Raw genomic sequence first — 18,794 nt, forward strand, 5'->3', positions numbered from 1 at the left:
GCCCTAGCATCCGAGCATGACGGTCCTGCCTGACGACGGGCTCTCACTGGCCGCCGAGTTCCCTGACGCGACACACGAGCAGTGGCAACACCTCGTGGCGGGTGTACTGCGCAAGTCGGGCAGGGAAGTCTCGGGCGAGGCCGCTGAGGACGCTCTGTCCACGACGCTGGAGGACGGGCTGCGCACCCGTCCCCTCTACACCGCGCGCGACACCGCGCCCGACCCCGGCCTGCCCGGCTTCGCGCCGTATGTGCGCAGCGGCCGGCCCGAGGGCGGTACCGGGGGCGGCTGGGACATAAGGCAGCGACACGCGGCCGCCCCCGACGGCGCGGTCCTGACCGACCTGGAGAACGGCGTCACCTCGCTCTGGCTGCTGGTCGGCCAGGGCGGCATCCCGGTGTCCGGCCTCGCCCGCGCCCTCGACGGCGTCTACCTCGACCTGGCCCCGGTCGTCCTCGACGCCGGCCGTGAGGTGCCGGAGGCGGCCGCCGAGCTGTTCCGGCTGTACGACGAGAAGGGCGTCGATCCCAAAGCCGTACGCGGCAACCTGGGCGCCGACCCGCTGGGGTTCGAGGCACGCACGGGTGAGTCCCTGGACTTCGCCCCGGTCGCCGGGCTGGCGCGGCGGTGCGCCGAGGAGTTCCCGGGGCTGCGCGCACTGACCGTGGACGCGCTGCCGTACCACGAGGCGGGCGGCTCGGCCGGGCAGGAGCTGGGCGCCTCGCTGGCCACCGGGGTGGCCTGTCTCCGGGAGCTGACCGAGGCCGGGATGGGCGTCGAACAGGCCCTCGGGCAGCTGGAGTTCCGGTACGCGGCGACCGCCGACCAGTTCCTGACGATCGCCAAGCTGCGCGCCGCGCGCCGGCTGTGGGCGCGGGTCGCCGAGGTCAGCGGGGCGCCCGACGCGGGCGCCCAGGTGCAGCACGCGGTCACTTCGCCCGTGATGATGAGCCGCCGCGACCCGTGGGTGAACATGCTGCGCACCACGGTCGCCACGCTCGCCGCCGGGGTGGGCGGCGCCGACGCGGTCACCGTGCTGCCGTTCGACCACGCGCTCGGCCTGCCGGACGCGTTCGCCCGGCGCATCGCCCGCAACACCTCGACGATCCTGGTCGAGGAGTCGCACCTGGCCCGGGTCATCGACCCGGCGGGCGGCTCCTGGTACGTGGAGCGGCTCACCGACGAACTCGCCCACGCGGGCTGGGAGTTCTTCCGGTCCATCGAGCGGGACGGCGGCCAGGCGGCCGTGCTGCGCTCCGGCCGGCTGCGCACGGACCTCGCGACGACCTGGGCGGAGCGCTCCAGGAAGCTCGCCAGTCGCCGCGAACCCATCACCGGCGTCAGCGAGTTCCCATTCCTGGCCGAGAAGCCGCCGGTGCGCGAACCCGCCCCCGAGCCGCCGTCCGGCGGGCTCCCCCGGGTGCGCCGGGACGAGGCCTACGAGGAGCTGCGGGCCCGCTCGGACGCGCACCTCGCGGCGACCGGCGCCCGCCCCCGGATCTACCTGGCGACGATCGGCCCGGCCGCCGCCTACACCGCCCGCGCCGGTTTCGCCGCCAACCTCTTCCAGGCCGGCGGCATCGAAACCGTCACCGAGGGCAGCTTCGAGGAGAGCGGCGCCACCGAGGCGGTGCTCTGCTCCAGCGACGCGCTCTACGCCGAACAGGCCCCGGGGACCGCCGAGTCGCTGAAGGCGGCGGGTGCCCGGCACGTGTTCCTCGCGGGCCGGGGCGAGTTCGCCGGTGTCGACGGTCACGTCTTCGCGGGCTGCGACGCCGTGGCCGTGCTGTCCGAGACCCTTGACCGCATGGGAGTGTCCTGATGGGAATCCCCGACTTCTCCGGCATCGAGCTGGGGACCCCCGTCGCCGAGGGCGGTGACGCGGAGTGGCGTACGGCCGTCAAGCACGCCACCGGCGGCGAGGCCCCGGTGTGGGAGACCCCGGAGGGCATCGGGGTCAAGCCGCTCTACACCGGCCGTGACCTGGAGGGCCTGGACTTCCTCGGGACCTACCCGGGCATCGCGCCGTATCTGCGCGGCCCGTACCCGACGATGTACGTCAACCAGCCCTGGACCATCCGCCAGTACGCGGGCTTCTCCACCGCCGAGGAGTCCAACGCGTTCTACCGGCGCAACCTCGCGGCCGGCCAGAAGGGCCTGTCGGTCGCCTTCGACCTGCCCACCCACCGGGGGTACGACAGCGACCACCCGCGGGTGACCGGTGACGTCGGCATGGCGGGCGTGGCCATCGACTCGATCTACGACATGCGCCAGCTGTTCGACGGGATCCCGCTGGACCGGATGACCGTGTCGATGACGATGAACGGCGCCGTGCTGCCGGTGCTCGCGCTCTACATCGTGGCGGCGGAGGAACAGGGCGTACCGCCCGAGAAGCTGGCCGGGACCATCCAGAACGACATCCTCAAGGAGTTCATGGTCCGCAACACCTACATCTATCCGCCGAAGCCGTCGATGCGGATCATCTCCGACATCTTCGCCTTCACCTCGCAGCGGATGCCCCGGTACAACTCGATCTCCATCTCCGGCTACCACATCCAGGAGGCCGGTGCCACGGCCGACCTGGAGCTGGCCTACACCCTCGCGGACGGGGTCGAGTACATCCGGGCGGGACGCGAAGCCGGCCTGGACGTGGACGCGTTCGCGCCCCGGCTCTCCTTCTTCTGGGCGATCGGCATGAACTTCTTCATGGAGATCGCCAAGTTGCGGGCGGCCCGGCTGCTGTGGGCCAAACTGGTCTCGCAGTTCGAGCCGCAGAACACCAAGTCCCTTTCTCTGCGCACCCATTCGCAGACCTCTGGCTGGTCGCTGACCGCGCAGGACGTCTTCAACAACGTCACCCGTACGGCCGTGGAGGCGATGGCCGCGACCCAGGGCCACACCCAGTCGCTGCACACCAACGCCCTCGACGAGGCCCTCGCGCTCCCGACCGACTTCTCGGCGCGGATCGCCCGCAACACCCAGCTGCTGATCCAGCAGGAGTCGGGGACGACGCGGGTCATCGACCCCTGGGGCGGCAGCGCCTACGTGGAGCGGCTGACGTACGACCTCGCCCGCAAGGCCTGGGCGCACATCCAGGAGGTCGAGCAGGCCGGCGGGATGGCGCAGGCCATCGACGCCGGTATCCCGAAGCTGCGCGTGGAGGAGGCGGCCGCGCGGACGCAGGCCCGTATCGACTCCGGGCGGCAGCCGGTGATCGGCGTCAACAAGTACCGGGTGGACAGCGACGAGCAGATCGAGGTGCTCAAGGTCGACAACTCCTCGGTGCGCGCCCAGCAGATCGAGAAGCTGCGGCGACTGCGGGCGGAGCGGGACGACGTCGAGTGCCGGGCCGCCCTCGACGCGCTGACCCGGGCGGCCGACGGCGACGGCAACCTGCTGGAGCTGGCGGTGAACGCGGCGCGCGCCAAGGCGACCGTCGGCGAGATCTCCGACGCCCTGGAGAAGGTGTACGGCCGGCACGCGAGCCAGATCCGTACGATCTCCGGTGTGTACCGCAACGAAGCCGGTGAGTCCCCGAACGTGGACCGCACCCGGGCTCTGGTCGACGCCTTCGACGAGGCCGAGGGGCGCCGCCCGCGCATCCTGGTCGCCAAGATGGGCCAGGACGGCCACGACCGCGGCCAGAAGGTGATCGCCACCGCCTTCGCCGACCTCGGCTTCGACGTCGACGTCGGCCCGCTGTTCCAGACCCCGGAGGAGGTCGCCCGCCAGGCGGTGGAGGCGGACGTCCACGTGGTCGGCGTCTCCTCGCTGGCGGCCGGCCACCTCACCCTCGTACCGGCGCTGCGCGAGCAGCTCGCCGAGGAGGGCCGGGCGGACATCATGATCGTGGTCGGCGGGGTGATCCCGCCGCAGGACGTGCCGACCCTCCTGGAGATGGGCGCCACGGCCGTGTTCCCGCCCGGGACGGTGATCCCGGACGCGGCCTACGACCTGGTGAAGCGGCTGTCGGCGGAACTCGGGCACGACCTGTGATCGATGTCGACGCCTATGTGAAGGGTGTGCTCGACCAGAAGCGCGCGGTCATCGCCCGCGCGATCACCCTGGTCGAGTCCACCCGGCCACAGCACCGGGTGCTGGCGCAGGAGTTGCTCACCGAGCTGCTTCCGCACAGCGGCCGGGCGCGGCGGATCGGCATCAGTGGGGTGCCGGGCGTGGGCAAGTCGACGTTCATCGACGCGTTCGGGACCATACTGACCGGGCTCGGCCACCGGGTCGCCGTGCTCGCCGTGGACCCGTCGTCCACCCGGACCGGAGGTTCGATCCTCGGCGACAAGACGCGGATGGAGCGGCTGTCGGTCGACCCGGACGCCTTCGTCCGCCCCTCCCCCAGCGCGGGCACCCTCGGCGGGGTCACGAAGGCGACCCGGGAGTCGATGGTGGTCATGGAGGCCGCCGGGTACGACGTGATCCTGGTGGAGACCGTCGGCGTCGGGCAGTCCGAGACCGCGGTCGCCGGCATGGTCGACTCCTTCCTGCTGCTCAGCCTGGCCCGCACCGGCGATCAGCTCCAGGGCATCAAGAAGGGCGTCCTGGAACTGGCCGACGTCATCGCCGTCAACAAGGCGGACGGCCCGCACGAGCGCGACGCACGGTCCGCGGCACGGGAGCTGGCGGGCGCGCTGCGGCTGATGCACGGCAGGGACGCGTTCTGGACGCCGCCGGTGCTGAGTTGCAGCGCCCGGGAGTCGACGGGGTTGGATGTCGTCTGGGAGCGCCTTGAGCAGCACCGGGCGCTGCTCGACTCCACCGGGCGGCTCGCCGAGAAGCGCCGCGAGCAGCAGGTCGGCTGGACCTGGTCGATGGTGCGGGACGAGCTGCTCGGTCGGCTGTCCGCCCATCCGGCGGTGCGCGCGGCCGCCCCCGACCTCGAACGGCAGGTCAGGGACGGCACGTTGACGGCGACGCTGGCCGCCGAGCGGATCCTCAAGGCGTTCGGGGAATCCCCCGACGCGCCTCAGGCCAGCTGATCCTGGAGCGCCTCGCGGGCCCGGGCCACCCGGGACCGGACCGTGCCCACGGGGCAGTCGCTGACCTCGGCGGCCTCCGCGTACGGCAGCCCGACGAGCTGGGTGAGAACGAACGCCTCCCGCCGCTCCTCGGGCAGCGCCGCCAGCAGATCGAGCAGCGCGACCCCGTCGTCGAAGCCGGGCAGCCCGGACGGCTGGGCCCGCTCGACGGCGAGCTGCCAGTCGGGGACGTCCGCGGGGCGCGGCCGGGCGGCGGCGCGCCGATGACTGTCCACGACCGCCCGGCGGGCGATCGACAGCAGCCAGGACCGGGCCGAGCAGCGGCCCTCGAAGCGGTGCAGACTGCCCAGCGCGCGCAGGAACGTGTCCTGGGCGAGGTCGTCGACCGCCTGCGGGTCGGCGCACAGATGGGCGACGTAGCGCAGTACGTCGCGGTGGAGGGCCCGGACGAACGCGTCCACGGCGACCGTGTCTCCGGAGCGGGCCGCGAGCGCCCAGGCCGTGATCGACTCGTCGCGTTTCTCGTGCGGCGCGGGGCATGCGGGCAGGACGGAAGTGATCACTCGGTGTCCTTGTGAGAAAGGTGAGGGGGAGACGGCCGGCCCTGCGTGCGTGCGCGGGCGTACGGCCGCCGTGTTCGTCCGGGGCGCGCACGGGCGGCCCCGGAACACCAGCTGTCGTCAGGCGACAGCCGTCCGCACGGGCGGACCCCGGGAAGTGATCGCGTGGACGAGGAGCAGCAGCCGCGGCGCCCGGTCCGAGCGGCGGCGGAGCGGGCGGGGGCGCGGCCGCTCGGGTGCGGCGGGCAGTGCGAGGAGCAGGCGCAGCGGAGTGGTGAGGCGGCCGGCGACGGCCCGCAGGATGCGGAAGGCGGCGCGTTCGCCGTGGCCGAGCCAGAGTCCGCACAGCAGCGCGGCGAGGAGGTGGGCGGCGAGCATGCCGGTGGAGGCGGTGCCGCCGGTGCCGAAACCCAGGTAGGCGACGGGGGCCAGGTGGGTGGGACCCATGTGCATGACGGCCATGTCGCCGGCCATGTCCATATGCGTGGCGGCCATGGGGACCCGCTGGGACGTGAACGCCTGGGCCGTGGAGAAACCGCTGTGCAGGGCCGTCTGGACGCCGACCGCTGCGGACACGACCAGCGGCAGCCCGCGTTCACGTGTGGCCAGGGACCAGCCCAGGGCGCCGGTGGCCAGGAGGCCGGCCGCCAGTGCCCAGCCGGGCACCGGGCCGCCGGACATCATGACGTGGCCCAGGGCGGCGAGCAGCACGCAGACGGCCGCGAACACCGCGGCCCGTACCGTGCGCGCACACCAACCTGCCGTCATGGCGCATCATCCTGGCAGCCGGCGCCGGTCCAGCAGGGAGGCGCACGGCAATCCACAGGTGGCGTGTCCAACTCACAGGTGAGGGGGGCCGGCTCACAGCCGACGACGGCGTTCCCCGCGCCGCCCGCGGGGCCCTGCCCGCATATTGGGTTGCCGCCGGTCGGTCCGCTCGGATAGGAAACTCGCATGCTTAAGGGCGGCAAGGTCGGGCTCAGGGCCCGGCACGAGGAGGACATCCCGGTCCTGCAGGCCGAGCTCCACGACGACGTGGTCAACCACGCGCGGGCGCAGAGCCGGCCGTGGCGGCCGATCACGCCCGGCTCGAAGGCCTCGGCGTTCGTGGTGGACGACGAGGAGCAGGGGCACGTCCCGTTCTCCGTGGTGGAGCTGGACGGCGGCAAGCTGGTCGGCAGCGCGGTGCTGTGGGGCATCGACACCCACAACCGGTCCGCGCACGTCGGGCTGGGGCTGCTGGCCTCCGCCCGCGGCAAGGGCTACGGCACCGACGTGGTCGCCGTGCTGTGCCACTACGGCTTCGTGGTGCGCGGCCTGCACCGGCTGCAGATCGAGACACTGGCGGACAACACCGCGATGCTGCGCTCCGCCGAACGCAACGGCTTCGTCCGCGAGGGCGCACTGCGCTCCGCGGCCTGGGTGATGGGCGAGTTCCTGGACGAGGTACTCCTGGGCCTCCTCGCCGAGGACTGGAAACCGGCCTCGGGGAGCTAGGCCGCAGGACGGCAGTGGTGCGCCGACGGTCATCTGGGGCCGAGATGACTGACATCCCGGTCCATCGCCGCGTGAAGGGAAGCATGGCGGGCGGTAAAGCGCTGTGCCGGATGAGAGTCACATCTCCTCCGAGGAAGGTCCTCGTGTCCCAGTCGTCGTCCGAAATACGCTCCCCGCTCCGGAAGCCCGCCGCAGAGCCCGCCCACGGGGTGCCGGGCTGGCTGATCGCGCTGTTCGCCGTCGCCTCCGGTATGACGGTCGCCAATCTGTACTACGCCCAGCCGCTGCTGTCCGAGCTGCGCGGTGTCTTCCACATCGGCGAGGCCACCGCGGGTCTGCTGATCACGCTCACCCAGGTCGGCTACGTGATCGGCATGGTCTTCCTGGTCCCGCTCGGTGACCGGCTGGAGAAGCGGAGCCTGATCACCGCCCTGCTGACGGTCACCACGCTCGCCCTGGTGGCGGCCGGTCTCGCGACCGGGTTCCCCATGCTGCTGATCGCGTCCCTGATCAGCGGTGCCACCTCGGTGGTGGCCCAGATCCTGGTCCCGTTCGCCGCGAGCCTGGCGCCCGACCACGCGCGGGGCCGGATCGTCGGCCGGGTGATGAGCGGCCTGCTCACCGGCATCCTGCTGTCCCGGACCCTCAGCAGCCTGGTCTCCAGCGTGGCCGGCTGGCGGGTCGTCTACCTCGGCTCGGCCGTCCTGATGGCGCTGCTCGGCGTGGCCCTGCGGCTGGCCCTGCCCCGGCACGCGCCGACCACGTCCGTGCCGTACCACCATGTGCTGCGCTCCACGGCGGCGCTGGTGCGCACGCACCCCGCGCTGCTGCGCCGCGGCCTCTACCAGGCGGCGATGTTCGGTGCCTTCAGCGCGTTCTGGACCACCGTCTCGTACGTCCTGACCGGGCCGTACTTCCACTACTCCGCCGTCGGTGTCGGGGTGTTCGCGCTGGTCGGAGCCGCCGGTGCGGCCGTGGCGCCGCTCGCCGGACGCTGGGCGGACCACGGGCTGACCCGGAAGATGACCGGTGCCGCGTTCGCGCTCGCCGCGCTGGCCTTCGTCATCGCCGGCTTCGGTCAGCACAGCGTGCTCCTGATCGCCCTCGGGGCCGTCGCGCTGGACGCGGCCGTCCAGACCAGCCTCATCCTCGGCCAGCACACCGTGTACCAGCTCGACCCCCTCGCCCGGGCCCGCCTCAACAGCGCCTTCATCGCGATCTTCTTCATCGGCGGCGCCCTCGGCTCGCAGTTCGGCTCGATCGCCTACCGGGCCGGCGGCTGGAGCGCGGTCAGTCTCTTCGGGGCGGCCCTGCCGGTGCTGGCGCTGCTGTACTGGCTGACCGAGCGCCGGCAGAGCGCGAAGCGCCCGGCGTAGCGCCGTGCGGCCCGTCCCGGGGAACCACGGGACCGGTTCCCCGCCGGGCGTCCGGCCGACACTCCCCCGGTCCACGCCGCGGGGAGCCGGCGCCTGCCTAGGATGCAGCGAAGATCGCCGCCCTGCCGAAGCGGGGCGCTGCCCCGGCGGGAGCGGATGATGGACCTACGGCAGATGGAAGTCGTCGTCACGGTGGCGGACGCGGGCGGGTTCACGGCGGCGGCGCGGCGGCTGCACGTGGTCCAGTCCGCGGTCTCCGGCACCGTCCGCGCGCTGGAACGCGAGCTGGGCACCCCCTTGTTCACCCGGACCACCCACCGGGTCGGGCTCACCCCGGCCGGGGAGGCGTTCGTCCCGGCGGCACGGCAGGCGCTGCGCGCCGCCGAGCTGGCCCGCGAGGCGGTCGACGCGGCGAGGGGGGAGCTGCGCGGCCGGGTGACGGTCGGCACGATGCAGGGGGTCTGGGCGAACCTGCACCATGCGCTGGCCGCGCTGCGGGCGGAGCACCCGCGGGTGGTGGTGCGGTTGCGGCAGGCCGCGGTCATCGACCTGCGTCAGGCGCTGCGGGAGGGCACCGTGGACCTGGCGGTGGTGGCGCTGGACCGCCAGCAGCAGCGCGGGCTGGTGACCAGACTGCTGTCCCGCGAGGAGATGGTCCTGGTGGCCTCGCCCCGCCGGAGCCTCACCACGAGCGGCCCCGAGGGCAGGGTCGACCTGGCCGACATCGCCGAGCTGCCGCAGGTGGAGTTCACCCCGGGCTGGGCGATCCGCGACGCGGCCGACCGCGCGTTCCGGGCGGCCGGCGTCGAACGCGCCACGACCTTCGAGGTCAACGACATCGTGGCCGCGTCCGAACTGGTCCGCAACGACCTCGGCGTCTGCATCATGCCGCCGACCGTCGCCCACCGCTTCCCGGACCTGACCACCTACCGCTTCACCCGCCACGCACCGAGCTGGAAGGTCATGGTGGTACGCCCGCCCGGCGAGCCCCCGGCCGCGGTCGCGGCCCTGCTGCGGCACATGACCTGACCCGGCACTCCGGCCGACGCACACAGGCCGGCTCCGCCGATCCCGGACGCCCCGGCGTCGCCACGCGCACGGGCCCACGGCACGGCGCACACGAGAGACCGGCACCCGGCGCACGAAAGACCGGCACCACGCGCACCCGGCACCTCGGTGCTGCCCGCGGGGCACCGGCACCACCTCGCGGCAGGTTAGGTGCCGCGAGGTGCCCTGACGTGCGGGAGCCGTCAGAAGGTGTCGGCGTCGGGGATCACGTGCATCGCGGCCTCCTCCGCCGACGCCCCGGCGCCGTCCAGGCCGCGGTCGGAGGCGAACAGGTCGGTCTCGGTGTTCTCGTGGGCGCCCTCGTCCGGTGCGACGAGCCGTCCGGCGCGGCCGTCGCCGACCTCGTCGTCGAGGAGTTCGCCGTCCGTGTCCCAGGCGTCGCCGATGTCGTCGCCCTCCAGGACGGCGATGTCCGGTACCTCCTCGGCGAGCCGCTCGTCGAGGGTCTCCCCGCGCTGTCCCTCCGCCGCCGTGACGCCCGTGTGCTCCACGGCCCAGGGCCGCTCCGGCGGCGAGTAGCCCTCGTCCAGGGCCTCCTCGCCGGCCCGGTAGTCCAGGGTGTCCGACGCGTCCAGCAGACCCGCGTCGTCCTGCACCTCCGAACCGTCCGGCTGGTAGACGTCGTCACCCATCGCCTCGTCGGTCATACGTGCTCCATCGTCGCTCGGGCCATCGGTTCGATCCGGCCGTCATCGCAAAGGTTAGGAGGTCCGGGCCGCGGCCCGGGGGCGTTCTCGGCGACCGCCCTCCGCCACCGCGCCGGTGAACCTGCCGTACGTCTCCCGGAAGCCCTGCTGAGGGTGTTCGCGCCGTGCTCGTCCCGCGTGAAACGGGGGCGGCAACGCGTGCGGTTGTCGTCCGTCGTGCGGCACGGGATGCTGAGGGAGCACGAAGGGAAGCGGTGCCATGGATCGTTTTCCGAATGCTGCCGATGTCGAATTCCACAGTCCTCTGGACCTCACCAAGGCCGCCGTCGCGGTGCTGGACGCGGAAGGCCGTATCTCGGGGTGGAGCACCTCGGCCCAGCGTCTCCTCGGACATCCGCCGGAGGAGGTGCTCGGCCGGTCGGCCGACCGGCTGCTGGCGACGGCCCCGGGGCCGCGGCTGCCCGCTCTCTGCAAGACACACCGGCCCCGCAGCACGGTCCTGGACCTCCGCTGCCGGGACGGACACACCCTGCGCGCCGCTGTGACGTTCGCTCCGCTCACCCACCAGGGTGTCGCCGCGACCGCCGTGGTCGCGGCCGACCTGGTGGCCCTGCGCGGCTGGGAGGCACAGCTGGCGTTGTTGCAGGGACTGGCGACCGAGTCCTCCGTGGGCCTGACCATCTACGACACGGACATGCGCGTCGTCTGGGGAAACGTCTCCACCGACCAGGAGCTGGCGGGCGTCGCCCAGTACGTCGGCCGGCCCGCCGCGGATCTCTTTCCCGAGGGCGAGTTCATCTCCCGCCATCACCCCCCGGACGAGGAGCAGGTGATGGAGCAGGTGCTCAAGACGGGCGAACCGGTCCTCGGCATGCACTATCGCGGGCGCGCTCCCGTCGACCCGGTGCGCGAGCACGTCTGGTCCTGCTCGTACCACCGGCTGGTGGACGCCAGGGGCGAACCGCTGGGGCTCTTCGAGGAGTCCCTGGACATCACCGACCGCTACCGCGCCCAGGAGCGGCTGTCGCTGCTCGTACGGGCGGGAAAGCGCATCGGCGCCTCGCTGGACGTGCGGCGTACGGCCGCGGAGCTGGCCGACGTGGCGGTACCCCAGCTGGCCGACGAGGTGCTGGTGGATCTCCCGCCGGCGGTCATCGAGGGGCGGCAGCCGCCGACCGGTTCCGCGCCGGGGCACAGTCTGCTGCGGATGCACGGCCGTACCCCGGAGGAGTTCCGGACCAGTCCGGTCTCCTATCCGCCGTCGTCACCGCAGGCCCTGAGCCTGGCCACCAACCGCCCCGTCGTCATCGACACCTCCCCGTCGCCGGGAGAGGGGTTCCCGGCCGGCCGGGGCTCCGACCTCTTCGTCCCGCTGCTCGCCCGCGACGCGGTCCTGGGCCTCGCCACCTTCCGGCGCGGCAACAACCCCGACCCCTTCGGGCCCGAGGAGCAGACCCTTGCGGTGGAGCTGGCCGAGCGGGCCGCCGTCGGCATCGACAACGCCCGCCGTTACACCAGCCAGCACGCGGCGGCCCTGGTGCTGCAGCGGAGTCTGCTGCCCCAGCATCTGCCCGAGCAGAGCGCGGTCGAGGTGGCGTACCGCTACCTGCCCGCCGACAGCCGGGTGGGGGTGGGCGGGGACTGGTTCGACCTGATCCCGCTGTCCGGTGCCAGGGTGGGGCTGACCGTCGGCGACGTGGTCGGCCACGGTGTGCACGCGGCCGCGACCATGGGCCGGCTGCGCGCCACCGTACGGACCCTGGCGCTGCTGGACCTGGACCCGGCCGAGTTGCTCACCCGGCTGGACGGCCTGGTCGCGCAGGAAGCGGAGCCCGACGCTGCCGACGGGCTGAGCGACAAGGCGCTCGGGGTGACCTGCCTCTACGCGATCTACGACCCGGTCGGCGGCCGCTGCGTCTGGGCGAGCGCGGGCCATCCCCCGCCGATCGTGGCCGACGCCGGCGGCACGGTGGCCCTGTCCTCACTGGCGCCGGGCCCGCCCCTGGGGGTGGACAGCCTGCCGTACGAGAACGTCGAGCTGAGCCTGTCCGACGGCAGCGTGATGGCGCTCTTCACCGACGGGGTCGTGGAGGACCGGCGCACCGACATCGACAGCGGGATCGACCGCCTCGCCCACGTGCTCACCTGGCAGCGCTGCCCGCTGGAGGAACTGTGCGACCGGGCGATGTCGACCCTGCCGCCCGGGCCCCAGGCCGACGACGCCACGCTGCTGCTCGTACGCACCCGGCGGCTCGGCACCGACCGCGTGGCGGACCTGCGACTGCCACCGGAGCCGGCCATGGTGGCGAACGCCCGCACGGACACCGAGCGCCAGCTGGAGACCTGGGGCCTGTCCGAACTGTCCTTCACCGCCGCGCTGGTGGTGAGCGAGCTGGTCACCAACAGCATCCGGTACGCCACCGGTCCCGTGATGCTACGGCTGATCAAGGACCGCAGCCTGCTCTGCGAGGTCTCCGACAACGCGCACACGGCACCTCACCTGCGACGCGCCCGCCGGGACGACGAAGGAGGCCGCGGCCTGTTCCTGGTCGCCCAGATGTCCCAGCGCTGGGGCACCCGCTACACCGCGTCCGGAAAGACCATCTGGGCGGAACTGGCCATCCCCTAGCGCGCGGTCCGGGGACGGGTACGAGCGACCGATGACTTCAATGCTCAAGTGAGTTACGGGACACCTGAGCAGCCAGCGCACCAGACCAGGCATCAAATGGTTGAATATTCATGCGATGCCGGAGTACCGTGAAGGTTGAATGTTGAACATTGCGGGATCTCTGCGTGAAAGGAAGCGCCCCATGAGCGCACTGCTGACTCCCACGGTGGACGCGCGACGCGCCGGCCGGCGCCTGGCCAGCCGGTTGTCGTGGCTCGACTCCAGGCACTCCTTCTCCCTCGGCACCCACCGGCCGGACCCGGCCAACACCCACCACGGCGTGCTGCTGGTCAACAACGAGGACCTGGTGCAACCGGGCACAGGATTCGACACGCACCCGCACCAGGACATGGAGATCGTCACCTGGGTTCTCGAGGGCTCCCTGGTACACCAGGACTCCAGCGGCCACTCCGGCGTGATCTACCCCGGCCTGGCCCAGCGCATGAGCGCCGGCACCGGCATCCTGCATTCGGAGAAGAACGACTCCTACCGGTCCACCGGCGAACGGCCCACCGACCCGGTGCACTTCGTCCAGATGTGGGTCGTACCCGACGAGGCCGGCGTCACCCCGGGCTACGAACAGCTGGAAATCGACGCCGAACTGCTGACCGGCGGACTGGTCACCGTGGCCTCCGGCATGGACAAACACCAGGACGCCAGCGCCATCCGGATCCGGAACCGGCACGCCGCACTGCACGCGGCACGGCTGCGCCCGGGACAGCGGGTGACGCTTCCCGAGGCCCCGTACCTGCACCTGTTCGTCGCACGCGGTTCCGTCGACCTGGAAGGCACCGGCCCCCTCGGCGAGGGCGACTCGGTACGCTTCACCGCCGTCGGCGGCCACCGGGTCAGCGCCACCACCCCCGCCGAGATCCTCGCCTGGGAGATGCACGCCACGCTCACCCTGTGACGTCACCACCGCCCCTGGGGGTTCAGGCCCTGCGGGCCGCCAGGATGTGGTTCATCCGGGCCTCCAGTTCGGCGCGCTCCTCGGCCGCGTACTCCGCCTGGGCCCGCTGGTAGCGGCGCTGCACCCGCCGCATCCGGTCCTGGGTGTCCTGTTCCACCTGGTACCGCTGCGCCTCGTGCTCCATCCGTGCGCAGGCGTGCTGCACCTGGAGTTCGTCCGCGTACAGCCGTTGGCTCGTCTCGAAGCGCCTGCCGAGCATCTTGTCGTACGCCGTCGCGTCGCTCATGAGCTTGGCCAGGACGGGCATCGCGTCGAAGCACACGAGCAGCAGATGCAGGACGACGGTGAGGAAGAGCGCGAACCCGTCCGACTCGGCGACCTCCTTGAGACCGTGGGCGCGGGTGAGGATGCCGTCGGTGTCCAGGTCGGCGGCGCGCTGCGCGGTCTTGGCGTCGATGGCCCGCTGGAGCTTCGGCTGGTAGGCGTTGGCGGCGCTGTCCTGCTCGGCGGTCAGGGTCTGCCCCTTGGCCGTCATCTCCTTCAACTGCTTCTGGTACGGGGCGAGTTCGGTGGCCGCGGCGGCGGTGGCCGCGCGGGCCCGCTTGCAGGTGATGGTGACGTCCCGGCCGTTGGCCGTCCAGATCCAGTACTTCGGTCCGCACAGGCGCTGCTCGGTGGCCAGCTTGTCGTCGTGCTCCTGGGACAACTCCTGGACCTGGGCTTTCAGGGTGGCGGTGCGGGCGGTGCCGGCCTTGATCTGGCGGGCGAGTTCGGCGGGCGATCCCACCACCTTCAGCTGGTAGCGGCCGCACTCCGCGCGGCCGCTGGTGGAGGCGCCGTCGGTGGGGTTGCAGGAGACGAGCATGCCCCGGTAGTCCGCGACCGACTGCTCGTTGCCGACGGCGACCTCCTGGCGGATCTCCTTGTCGAAGATCTGGAAGAGGATCGGTTCGGCGATGAACAGGCCGAGGAGGATCGACAGAAAGAGGCGGAGCATCAGAGTCCACTTCTTGACCGAGGTGCCGTGGGTGCTGGACACCAGCCAGCTGTCCAGCGTGAGGACCACCCAGAACCAGATCAGGGCCGCCAGGACCACGGCTATGCCCGGCAGGTCGGAGCGGAAGCTGGTGAGGGCCAGGGCCATCGAGACCGACCCCACCAGAGCGGTGTTGAACACCAGCGCCCCGTACCGGGTGTAGCGGGGGCGGTCCTCCGGAACCCAGGCCAGCAGCCCCTCGTCGACGCCGATCAGCTTGCGCAGCCGGGCCGCCGGACCACCGGCGGGCGCCACCGGGCGGCGCTCGGATCCGCCGTCACCGTGGCCGCCGACGGAGGCCGGGTCGGCGGGGCGGAGCGGGGTGTCAGTCGACAAGGCTGGCCTCCTGGTCGGTACCGCCGAAGTCCATCACGGCGTCCTCGGCGTCGTCGGTGTCCCGCCCGGCCGCGGCCGTACCCTCGTCCGCGGCCCGGGAGCCGTCGTTCAGCTCGCCCTGGACCTCGGCCTCCACCTCGCCCTCGCGCGAGGGCCGGCCCGGGCTGTTGACGTTCCCGACGCTGTTGATGAGCGTGCCGGGGTCGTACCCGGTGCTGTCGAACAGCCCTCGGGCGATGCCCTGTTTGTACAGGTCGGCGCGGACCGCCAGCTGCTGCTTGGCCCACTCGCGCTCGTCGCGCTCCCAGCGCTGGGCGTCCACGCGGCCCTCCTCGTGCTTGAGCTGCCGGTCCTTGTGCTCCAGGTTCCAGCGCCGGGCGTCCTCGGCCCGCTGGGCGGCGCCGTCCTCGCGCTGGTCCACACGGTCGAGCTGCCGCTGTGTGTCGTCGCGTTCGATGCGCCAGCGCTCCTCCTCCCGCCGCAGGGCCTGCCGCCGCATGTCGTACTCGCGGTCCTCGCGGGTCCATTCCTCCGAGCGCCCGAGCCGGTCCCGCTCGGCCTCGTGCAGGCGCCTGGAGAGTTCGTCGGCGCTGATCTCACCACTGCGGAAGGCCAGGTAGGCCGCGCCGAGCGGGTCGGTGCCGAGCAGGCTGATGTCCTCCTGGATCTCCGCGCGGGTCGAACGGTTGCGCTGGCCACGCAGCGTGAGGTCGTGCTCCTGCTCCTCGGACTCCGAGGACCGCCTGAACCGGCTGATCAGCGAGTCCCGCCGCTGCCGGTTCTCCTCCTCCATCATCGCCAGCGCGTGCGCGTTGCGCGCCTCCCGCTCGGCCTTCAGGGAGCGCAGCTCCTCCTGCTTCAGCGCCAGCTCCGCGCCCAGGATCTCGCGCCGCAGGGCGGCCTCCTGGACCAGGTCGGCGTGCTCCATCTCGGTGAGGTGCGCGGCCTGTTCCTGCGGTGTACGGACCTCCACCTGCCCGCAGCGCACCTTGAGGCCGGACACCTCGGCCGGCCGCATCTCGTGGTACGCGGTCAGCCGGGCGTCGATGCGGCTGCGCACCACCGCGGACTCCACGATCGGCAGGTCGCTGCCGTCCTCGGTGAGCCCGGGCACCGCCAGCAGCTGCGCGAGCAGCAGCGCCTCCACCTCCGTGACGCCGTCCCGCACGACCGCGCACGGGTCGACGACGTTGCTGAAGTACGTCACCCGTACGGTGAACTCGCCCGCCTGCGCGGAGGGGATCCGGGTCTCCACGACCACGGGCACCTCGGCCCGCTGGTCGACGACCGTGACCGAGCTGGCCGAGACCACCAGCGGGTCGTCCGCCCGCAGCTGTCCGTGGTCCTCCACGTACTCCTCGCCGACCCTGAACACCCGCACCTGGTGGGCGGCGATCCTGGGCAGGTCGCCCTCCTCGCGCCGGGCACGCTTCTTCAGGATGCCGCCGCGCTTCTCCGGCCGTCCGTACTCCCGCTGCTCGACGAGCGGATATTTCTCAGCCATGAGTGTCCTCCGTGCTCAGTACAGCGGTAAGGAAGAGGTCGATCAGTTCTTCGTCCGGCTCCACGGACGGCACGGCCGCCTGCCGCAGCGCCGTGGGCAGTCCGGGCCGCTCGCCGGGCGCCAGTGCCGCGCCGACGGCCCGGCCGAAACGCTCGGCCACCGTCTTCGGCTCCTGCGACACGGCGGGGAGCTGGCACAGGGTGGCGTACAGGCCGCGCAACGCCAGTCTCCGGCGGGGCAGGTTCTCCAGGACGCCCGCCCACAGCTGGCCGAGCCGGTCCGTCTGGCGCGGATCGTTCTGCAGCAGCGTGGCGCACACCAGCCGGCGGGTGCGGGCGTCCCGCGCCCGCAGGACGGTGAGCACGGTGTCGAGGGTGTGGTCGTTGAGCCGCCCGGTGCGGGTCTCGCGCTCGACACGCAGCCGGTAGGCGAGCGGCCGGAACACCGCACCGGTGTCCTCGCCGCACTCGGCGAGCACCGCGACCAGCCCGGCCAGCGCGTAGGCCGCCTCCTCGGGCCGGCCGTCACGCCGAGCCATCAGCTGGAGCAGGCCGTGCACGGCGTCCGTGGGGAAGAGCACGCCGAGCGCCCCGCTGAAGGCCGCCGTGGCCGTCGACCGCAGCGCGGGACTGATCGAGCGGGCCCAGCCACGGGCGATGCCCAGGGCGGTGGCGGCGAGGTTCTCCTCCAGGCACATGCACTGGAGCACCAGGTTCGCCGTGGACTGTCCGGAGCGGCCGGCCGTTCCGGCCGCCCACGAGTGGAGGTAGTTGTCGGCCACCTCGTCGAAGGCGGGCCGGGCGAGCAGGGCGAGACCCTGTGCCACGGACAGCTGGAGGGCGAGACTCGGCCGGCCGGACACGAGTTCCGTCAGCCAGTCCCGGACGCCGTCCCAGAACAGCGTCGAGCGCCTGCTCCACAGCTCCTCCAGCACCCACTGCCGGTACTGGGGCTGCGGAAAGACCAGCGCGGTGCGGGTGAGCGCGCCGTCCTTGCGCTCCTCCGCGGTGATCAGGGCGTTGCGGGCCAACGACTGCCGCCGGTCCACGGCGCGGCGCGCCGCCTCGGCCCTGTCCTCCTCGGTGAACAGCGGCGGAAAGGCCGGCTCCAGCCAGTGCTCCAGCCGCTCCTGGCAGGTCTCGACCTCGCGGTAGCCCGCGCCGGTGACAAAGGCCAGCGTGGTCAGCTCGGCCCACTCCTGCGGCGTACGGTCCAACTCGAACCAGCCGCGCACCGGCTGGGCGGCGCTGCTGCCGTACTCCTGCCAGACCTCGGCCGGCCGGGCACCGCCCGCGATCCGCTCGGCGGCCGCGGTGACCTCGGTGATCCGGCACCCGCCGGGCATCAGATCGACGGCCCGCCGCAGGGTGTCCCCGTCGCACCCCGCGTTCGCCAGCCTGGCCCGCAGCACGGCCGCGAGGTCGGGCAGCGCCCAGGGCACGTACCGTACGGACTCGACCCGGGCGGCCGGGTGGACGGTGGTGACGACCAGGTGCGCACCCTGCTCCCGCACGGTGTCCCTGACCCGCCGCCAGTCGAAGTCGGCCGTCGCGGACGTCTCCTCGCCCATCCAGTCGAGCAGGACATAGCCGACGCCCCGCTCGAAGGCGACCCGGCCGCCGGCCAGGTCGTCCAGACTGCGCCCCGGAGAGAGCACCACGTGGTCCGACCCTTCGGCCACGGCTTCCACGAGCGCCACCGCCCCGGAGCGTTTGCCCGTGCCGGGCGAGCCGACGAGGACCACGACCCCGGCCTCCTCCAGGGCCTGGAGGGCCTCCCCGAAGCAGTCGGGCTTCACATACGACCCGATGAGCGCTTCCGCTTCGCCCGCGTCGAGGCGGCCGACGGCACGGCGGCGAGCGTTGCCGGAGTCGGCGGCGCCGACGCCGAAGAGGGCGCCGGAGGCGTCGAGGGCTCCGTAGAAGTACTGGTTGACGTTGTTCTGGTGAACCTGGCCGGGGCGGCTCTTGGACGTGGTCTTGTGACCGGCCTCGGCCTCGGGGGCCGTCTCCTGCTGCACCGGCCCCGATTCCGGTTCCGCCTCCGGCTCGGAGGGCGGTTCCGGGTCCGGGTCCGGTTCCGGGTCGCCCGAAGGCGCGGACTCAGGGGCGTCCTGGGACATCTGCTCGCTCGGCTCGCTCGGCGAGCCCTCTTCGCACGGTTCCTCGTTCAGTTCCTCGTTCATCCTCAGCCGTCACTCA

14 protein-coding genes are annotated in these 18,794 nt (G+C 72.6%); 8 read left to right on the forward strand and 6 right to left on the reverse strand.

The annotated features are described in order from the left end of the window. Nucleotides 1–16: 16 nt before the first annotated feature. Genes ACGFZQ_RS23495 through meaB form a run of 3 tightly spaced genes read left to right on the forward strand, consistent with a single transcriptional unit; the run spans nt 17 to nt 4,991 of the window. On the forward strand, nt 17–1,822 hold the full coding sequence (locus ACGFZQ_RS23495) for a methylmalonyl-CoA mutase family protein (protein ID WP_393841934.1): 1,806 nt from the start codon (nt 17–19) through the stop codon (nt 1,820–1,822). Next, nucleotides 1,822–3,996, forward strand: a complete 2,175-nt coding sequence (gene scpA, locus ACGFZQ_RS23500) for a methylmalonyl-CoA mutase (RefSeq protein WP_393841935.1) — start codon at nt 1,822–1,824, stop codon at nt 3,994–3,996. The genes ACGFZQ_RS23495 and scpA overlap by 1 nt, the downstream gene beginning before the upstream one ends. Further along, nucleotides 3,993–4,991 carry a methylmalonyl Co-A mutase-associated GTPase MeaB gene (gene meaB, locus ACGFZQ_RS23505; protein WP_393841936.1) on the forward strand — a complete coding sequence of 333 codons (999 nt, stop codon included), beginning with the start codon at nt 3,993–3,995 and terminating at the stop codon, nt 4,989–4,991. The genes scpA and meaB overlap by 4 nt, the downstream gene beginning before the upstream one ends. Here meaB and ACGFZQ_RS23510 read toward each other — a convergent pair. Both ACGFZQ_RS23510 and ACGFZQ_RS23515 read right to left on the reverse strand, forming a co-directional pair. After that, nucleotides 4,979–5,554 carry a sigma-70 family RNA polymerase sigma factor gene (locus ACGFZQ_RS23510; RefSeq protein WP_351728800.1) on the reverse strand — a complete coding sequence of 192 codons (576 nt, stop codon included), beginning with the start codon at nt 5,552–5,554 and terminating at the stop codon, nt 4,979–4,981. The genes meaB and ACGFZQ_RS23510 overlap by 13 nt on opposite strands. A 117-nt stretch (nt 5,555–5,671) precedes the next feature. Next, complete coding sequence (locus ACGFZQ_RS23515; protein ID WP_351728797.1) at nt 5,672–6,319, reverse strand: hypothetical protein; 648 nt, start codon at nt 6,317–6,319, stop codon at nt 5,672–5,674. A 186-nt stretch (nt 6,320–6,505) separates the two neighbouring features. On the opposite strand from ACGFZQ_RS23515, the gene ACGFZQ_RS23520 reads away from it, so the two are divergent. The 3 genes from ACGFZQ_RS23520 (at nt 6,506) to ACGFZQ_RS23530 (ending at nt 9,453) form a co-directional block, all read left to right on the forward strand. After that, nucleotides 6,506–7,048, forward strand: a complete 543-nt coding sequence (locus ACGFZQ_RS23520) for a GNAT family N-acetyltransferase (RefSeq protein WP_393841937.1) — start codon at nt 6,506–6,508, stop codon at nt 7,046–7,048. A 143-nt stretch (nt 7,049–7,191) separates the two neighbouring features. Beyond that, complete coding sequence (locus ACGFZQ_RS23525; protein ID WP_393841938.1) at nt 7,192–8,424, forward strand: MFS transporter; 1,233 nt, start codon at nt 7,192–7,194, stop codon at nt 8,422–8,424. A gap of 159 nt (nt 8,425–8,583) precedes the next feature. After that, nucleotides 8,584–9,453, forward strand: a complete 870-nt coding sequence (locus ACGFZQ_RS23530) for a LysR family transcriptional regulator (RefSeq protein WP_393841939.1) — start codon at nt 8,584–8,586, stop codon at nt 9,451–9,453. A gap of 221 nt (nt 9,454–9,674) precedes the next feature. Here the strand turns inward: ACGFZQ_RS23530 and ACGFZQ_RS23535 are convergent, their stop codons facing one another. Next, the gene (locus ACGFZQ_RS23535) at nt 9,675–10,139 is read right to left on the reverse strand and encodes a DUF5709 domain-containing protein (RefSeq protein ID WP_351713330.1); all 465 of its coding nucleotides are present in this window, start codon (nt 10,137–10,139) and stop codon (nt 9,675–9,677) included. A gap of 259 nt (nt 10,140–10,398) precedes the next feature. Here ACGFZQ_RS23535 and ACGFZQ_RS23540 point away from each other — a divergent pair, with 259 nt between their 5' ends. Then, nucleotides 10,399–12,768 (forward strand): SpoIIE family protein phosphatase, encoded by a 2,370-nt coding sequence (locus ACGFZQ_RS23540; RefSeq protein WP_393841940.1) that lies wholly within the window; start codon nt 10,399–10,401, stop codon nt 12,766–12,768. Between the two features lie 181 nt (nt 12,769–12,949). After that, nucleotides 12,950–13,717: a pirin family protein gene (locus ACGFZQ_RS23545; protein ID WP_393841941.1), complete on the forward strand. Its 768-nt coding sequence runs from the start codon at nt 12,950–12,952 to the stop codon at nt 13,715–13,717. A 22-nt stretch (nt 13,718–13,739) separates the two neighbouring features. Here the strand turns inward: ACGFZQ_RS23545 and ACGFZQ_RS23550 are convergent, their stop codons facing one another. Genes ACGFZQ_RS23550 through ACGFZQ_RS23560 form a run of 3 tightly spaced genes read right to left on the reverse strand, consistent with a single transcriptional unit; the run spans nt 13,740 to nt 18,778 of the window. Beyond that, on the reverse strand, nt 13,740–15,089 hold the full coding sequence (locus ACGFZQ_RS23550) for a DUF4407 domain-containing protein (RefSeq protein WP_393841942.1): 1,350 nt from the start codon (nt 15,087–15,089) through the stop codon (nt 13,740–13,742). Further along, nucleotides 15,079–16,593, reverse strand: a complete 1,515-nt coding sequence (locus tag ACGFZQ_RS23555) for a hypothetical protein (RefSeq protein ID WP_393841943.1) — start codon at nt 16,591–16,593, stop codon at nt 15,079–15,081. The genes ACGFZQ_RS23550 and ACGFZQ_RS23555 overlap by 11 nt, the downstream gene beginning before the upstream one ends. Then, nucleotides 16,586–18,778, reverse strand: a complete 2,193-nt coding sequence (locus tag ACGFZQ_RS23560; protein ID WP_393841944.1) for a hypothetical protein — start codon at nt 18,776–18,778, stop codon at nt 16,586–16,588. The genes ACGFZQ_RS23555 and ACGFZQ_RS23560 overlap by 8 nt, the downstream gene beginning before the upstream one ends. Between the last annotated feature and the right edge of the window lie 16 nt (nt 18,779–18,794).

It is taken from the genome of Streptomyces sp. NPDC048254, from assembly GCF_043201895.1.
Taxonomy (GTDB): Bacteria; Actinomycetota; Actinomycetes; order Streptomycetales; family Streptomycetaceae; genus Streptomyces.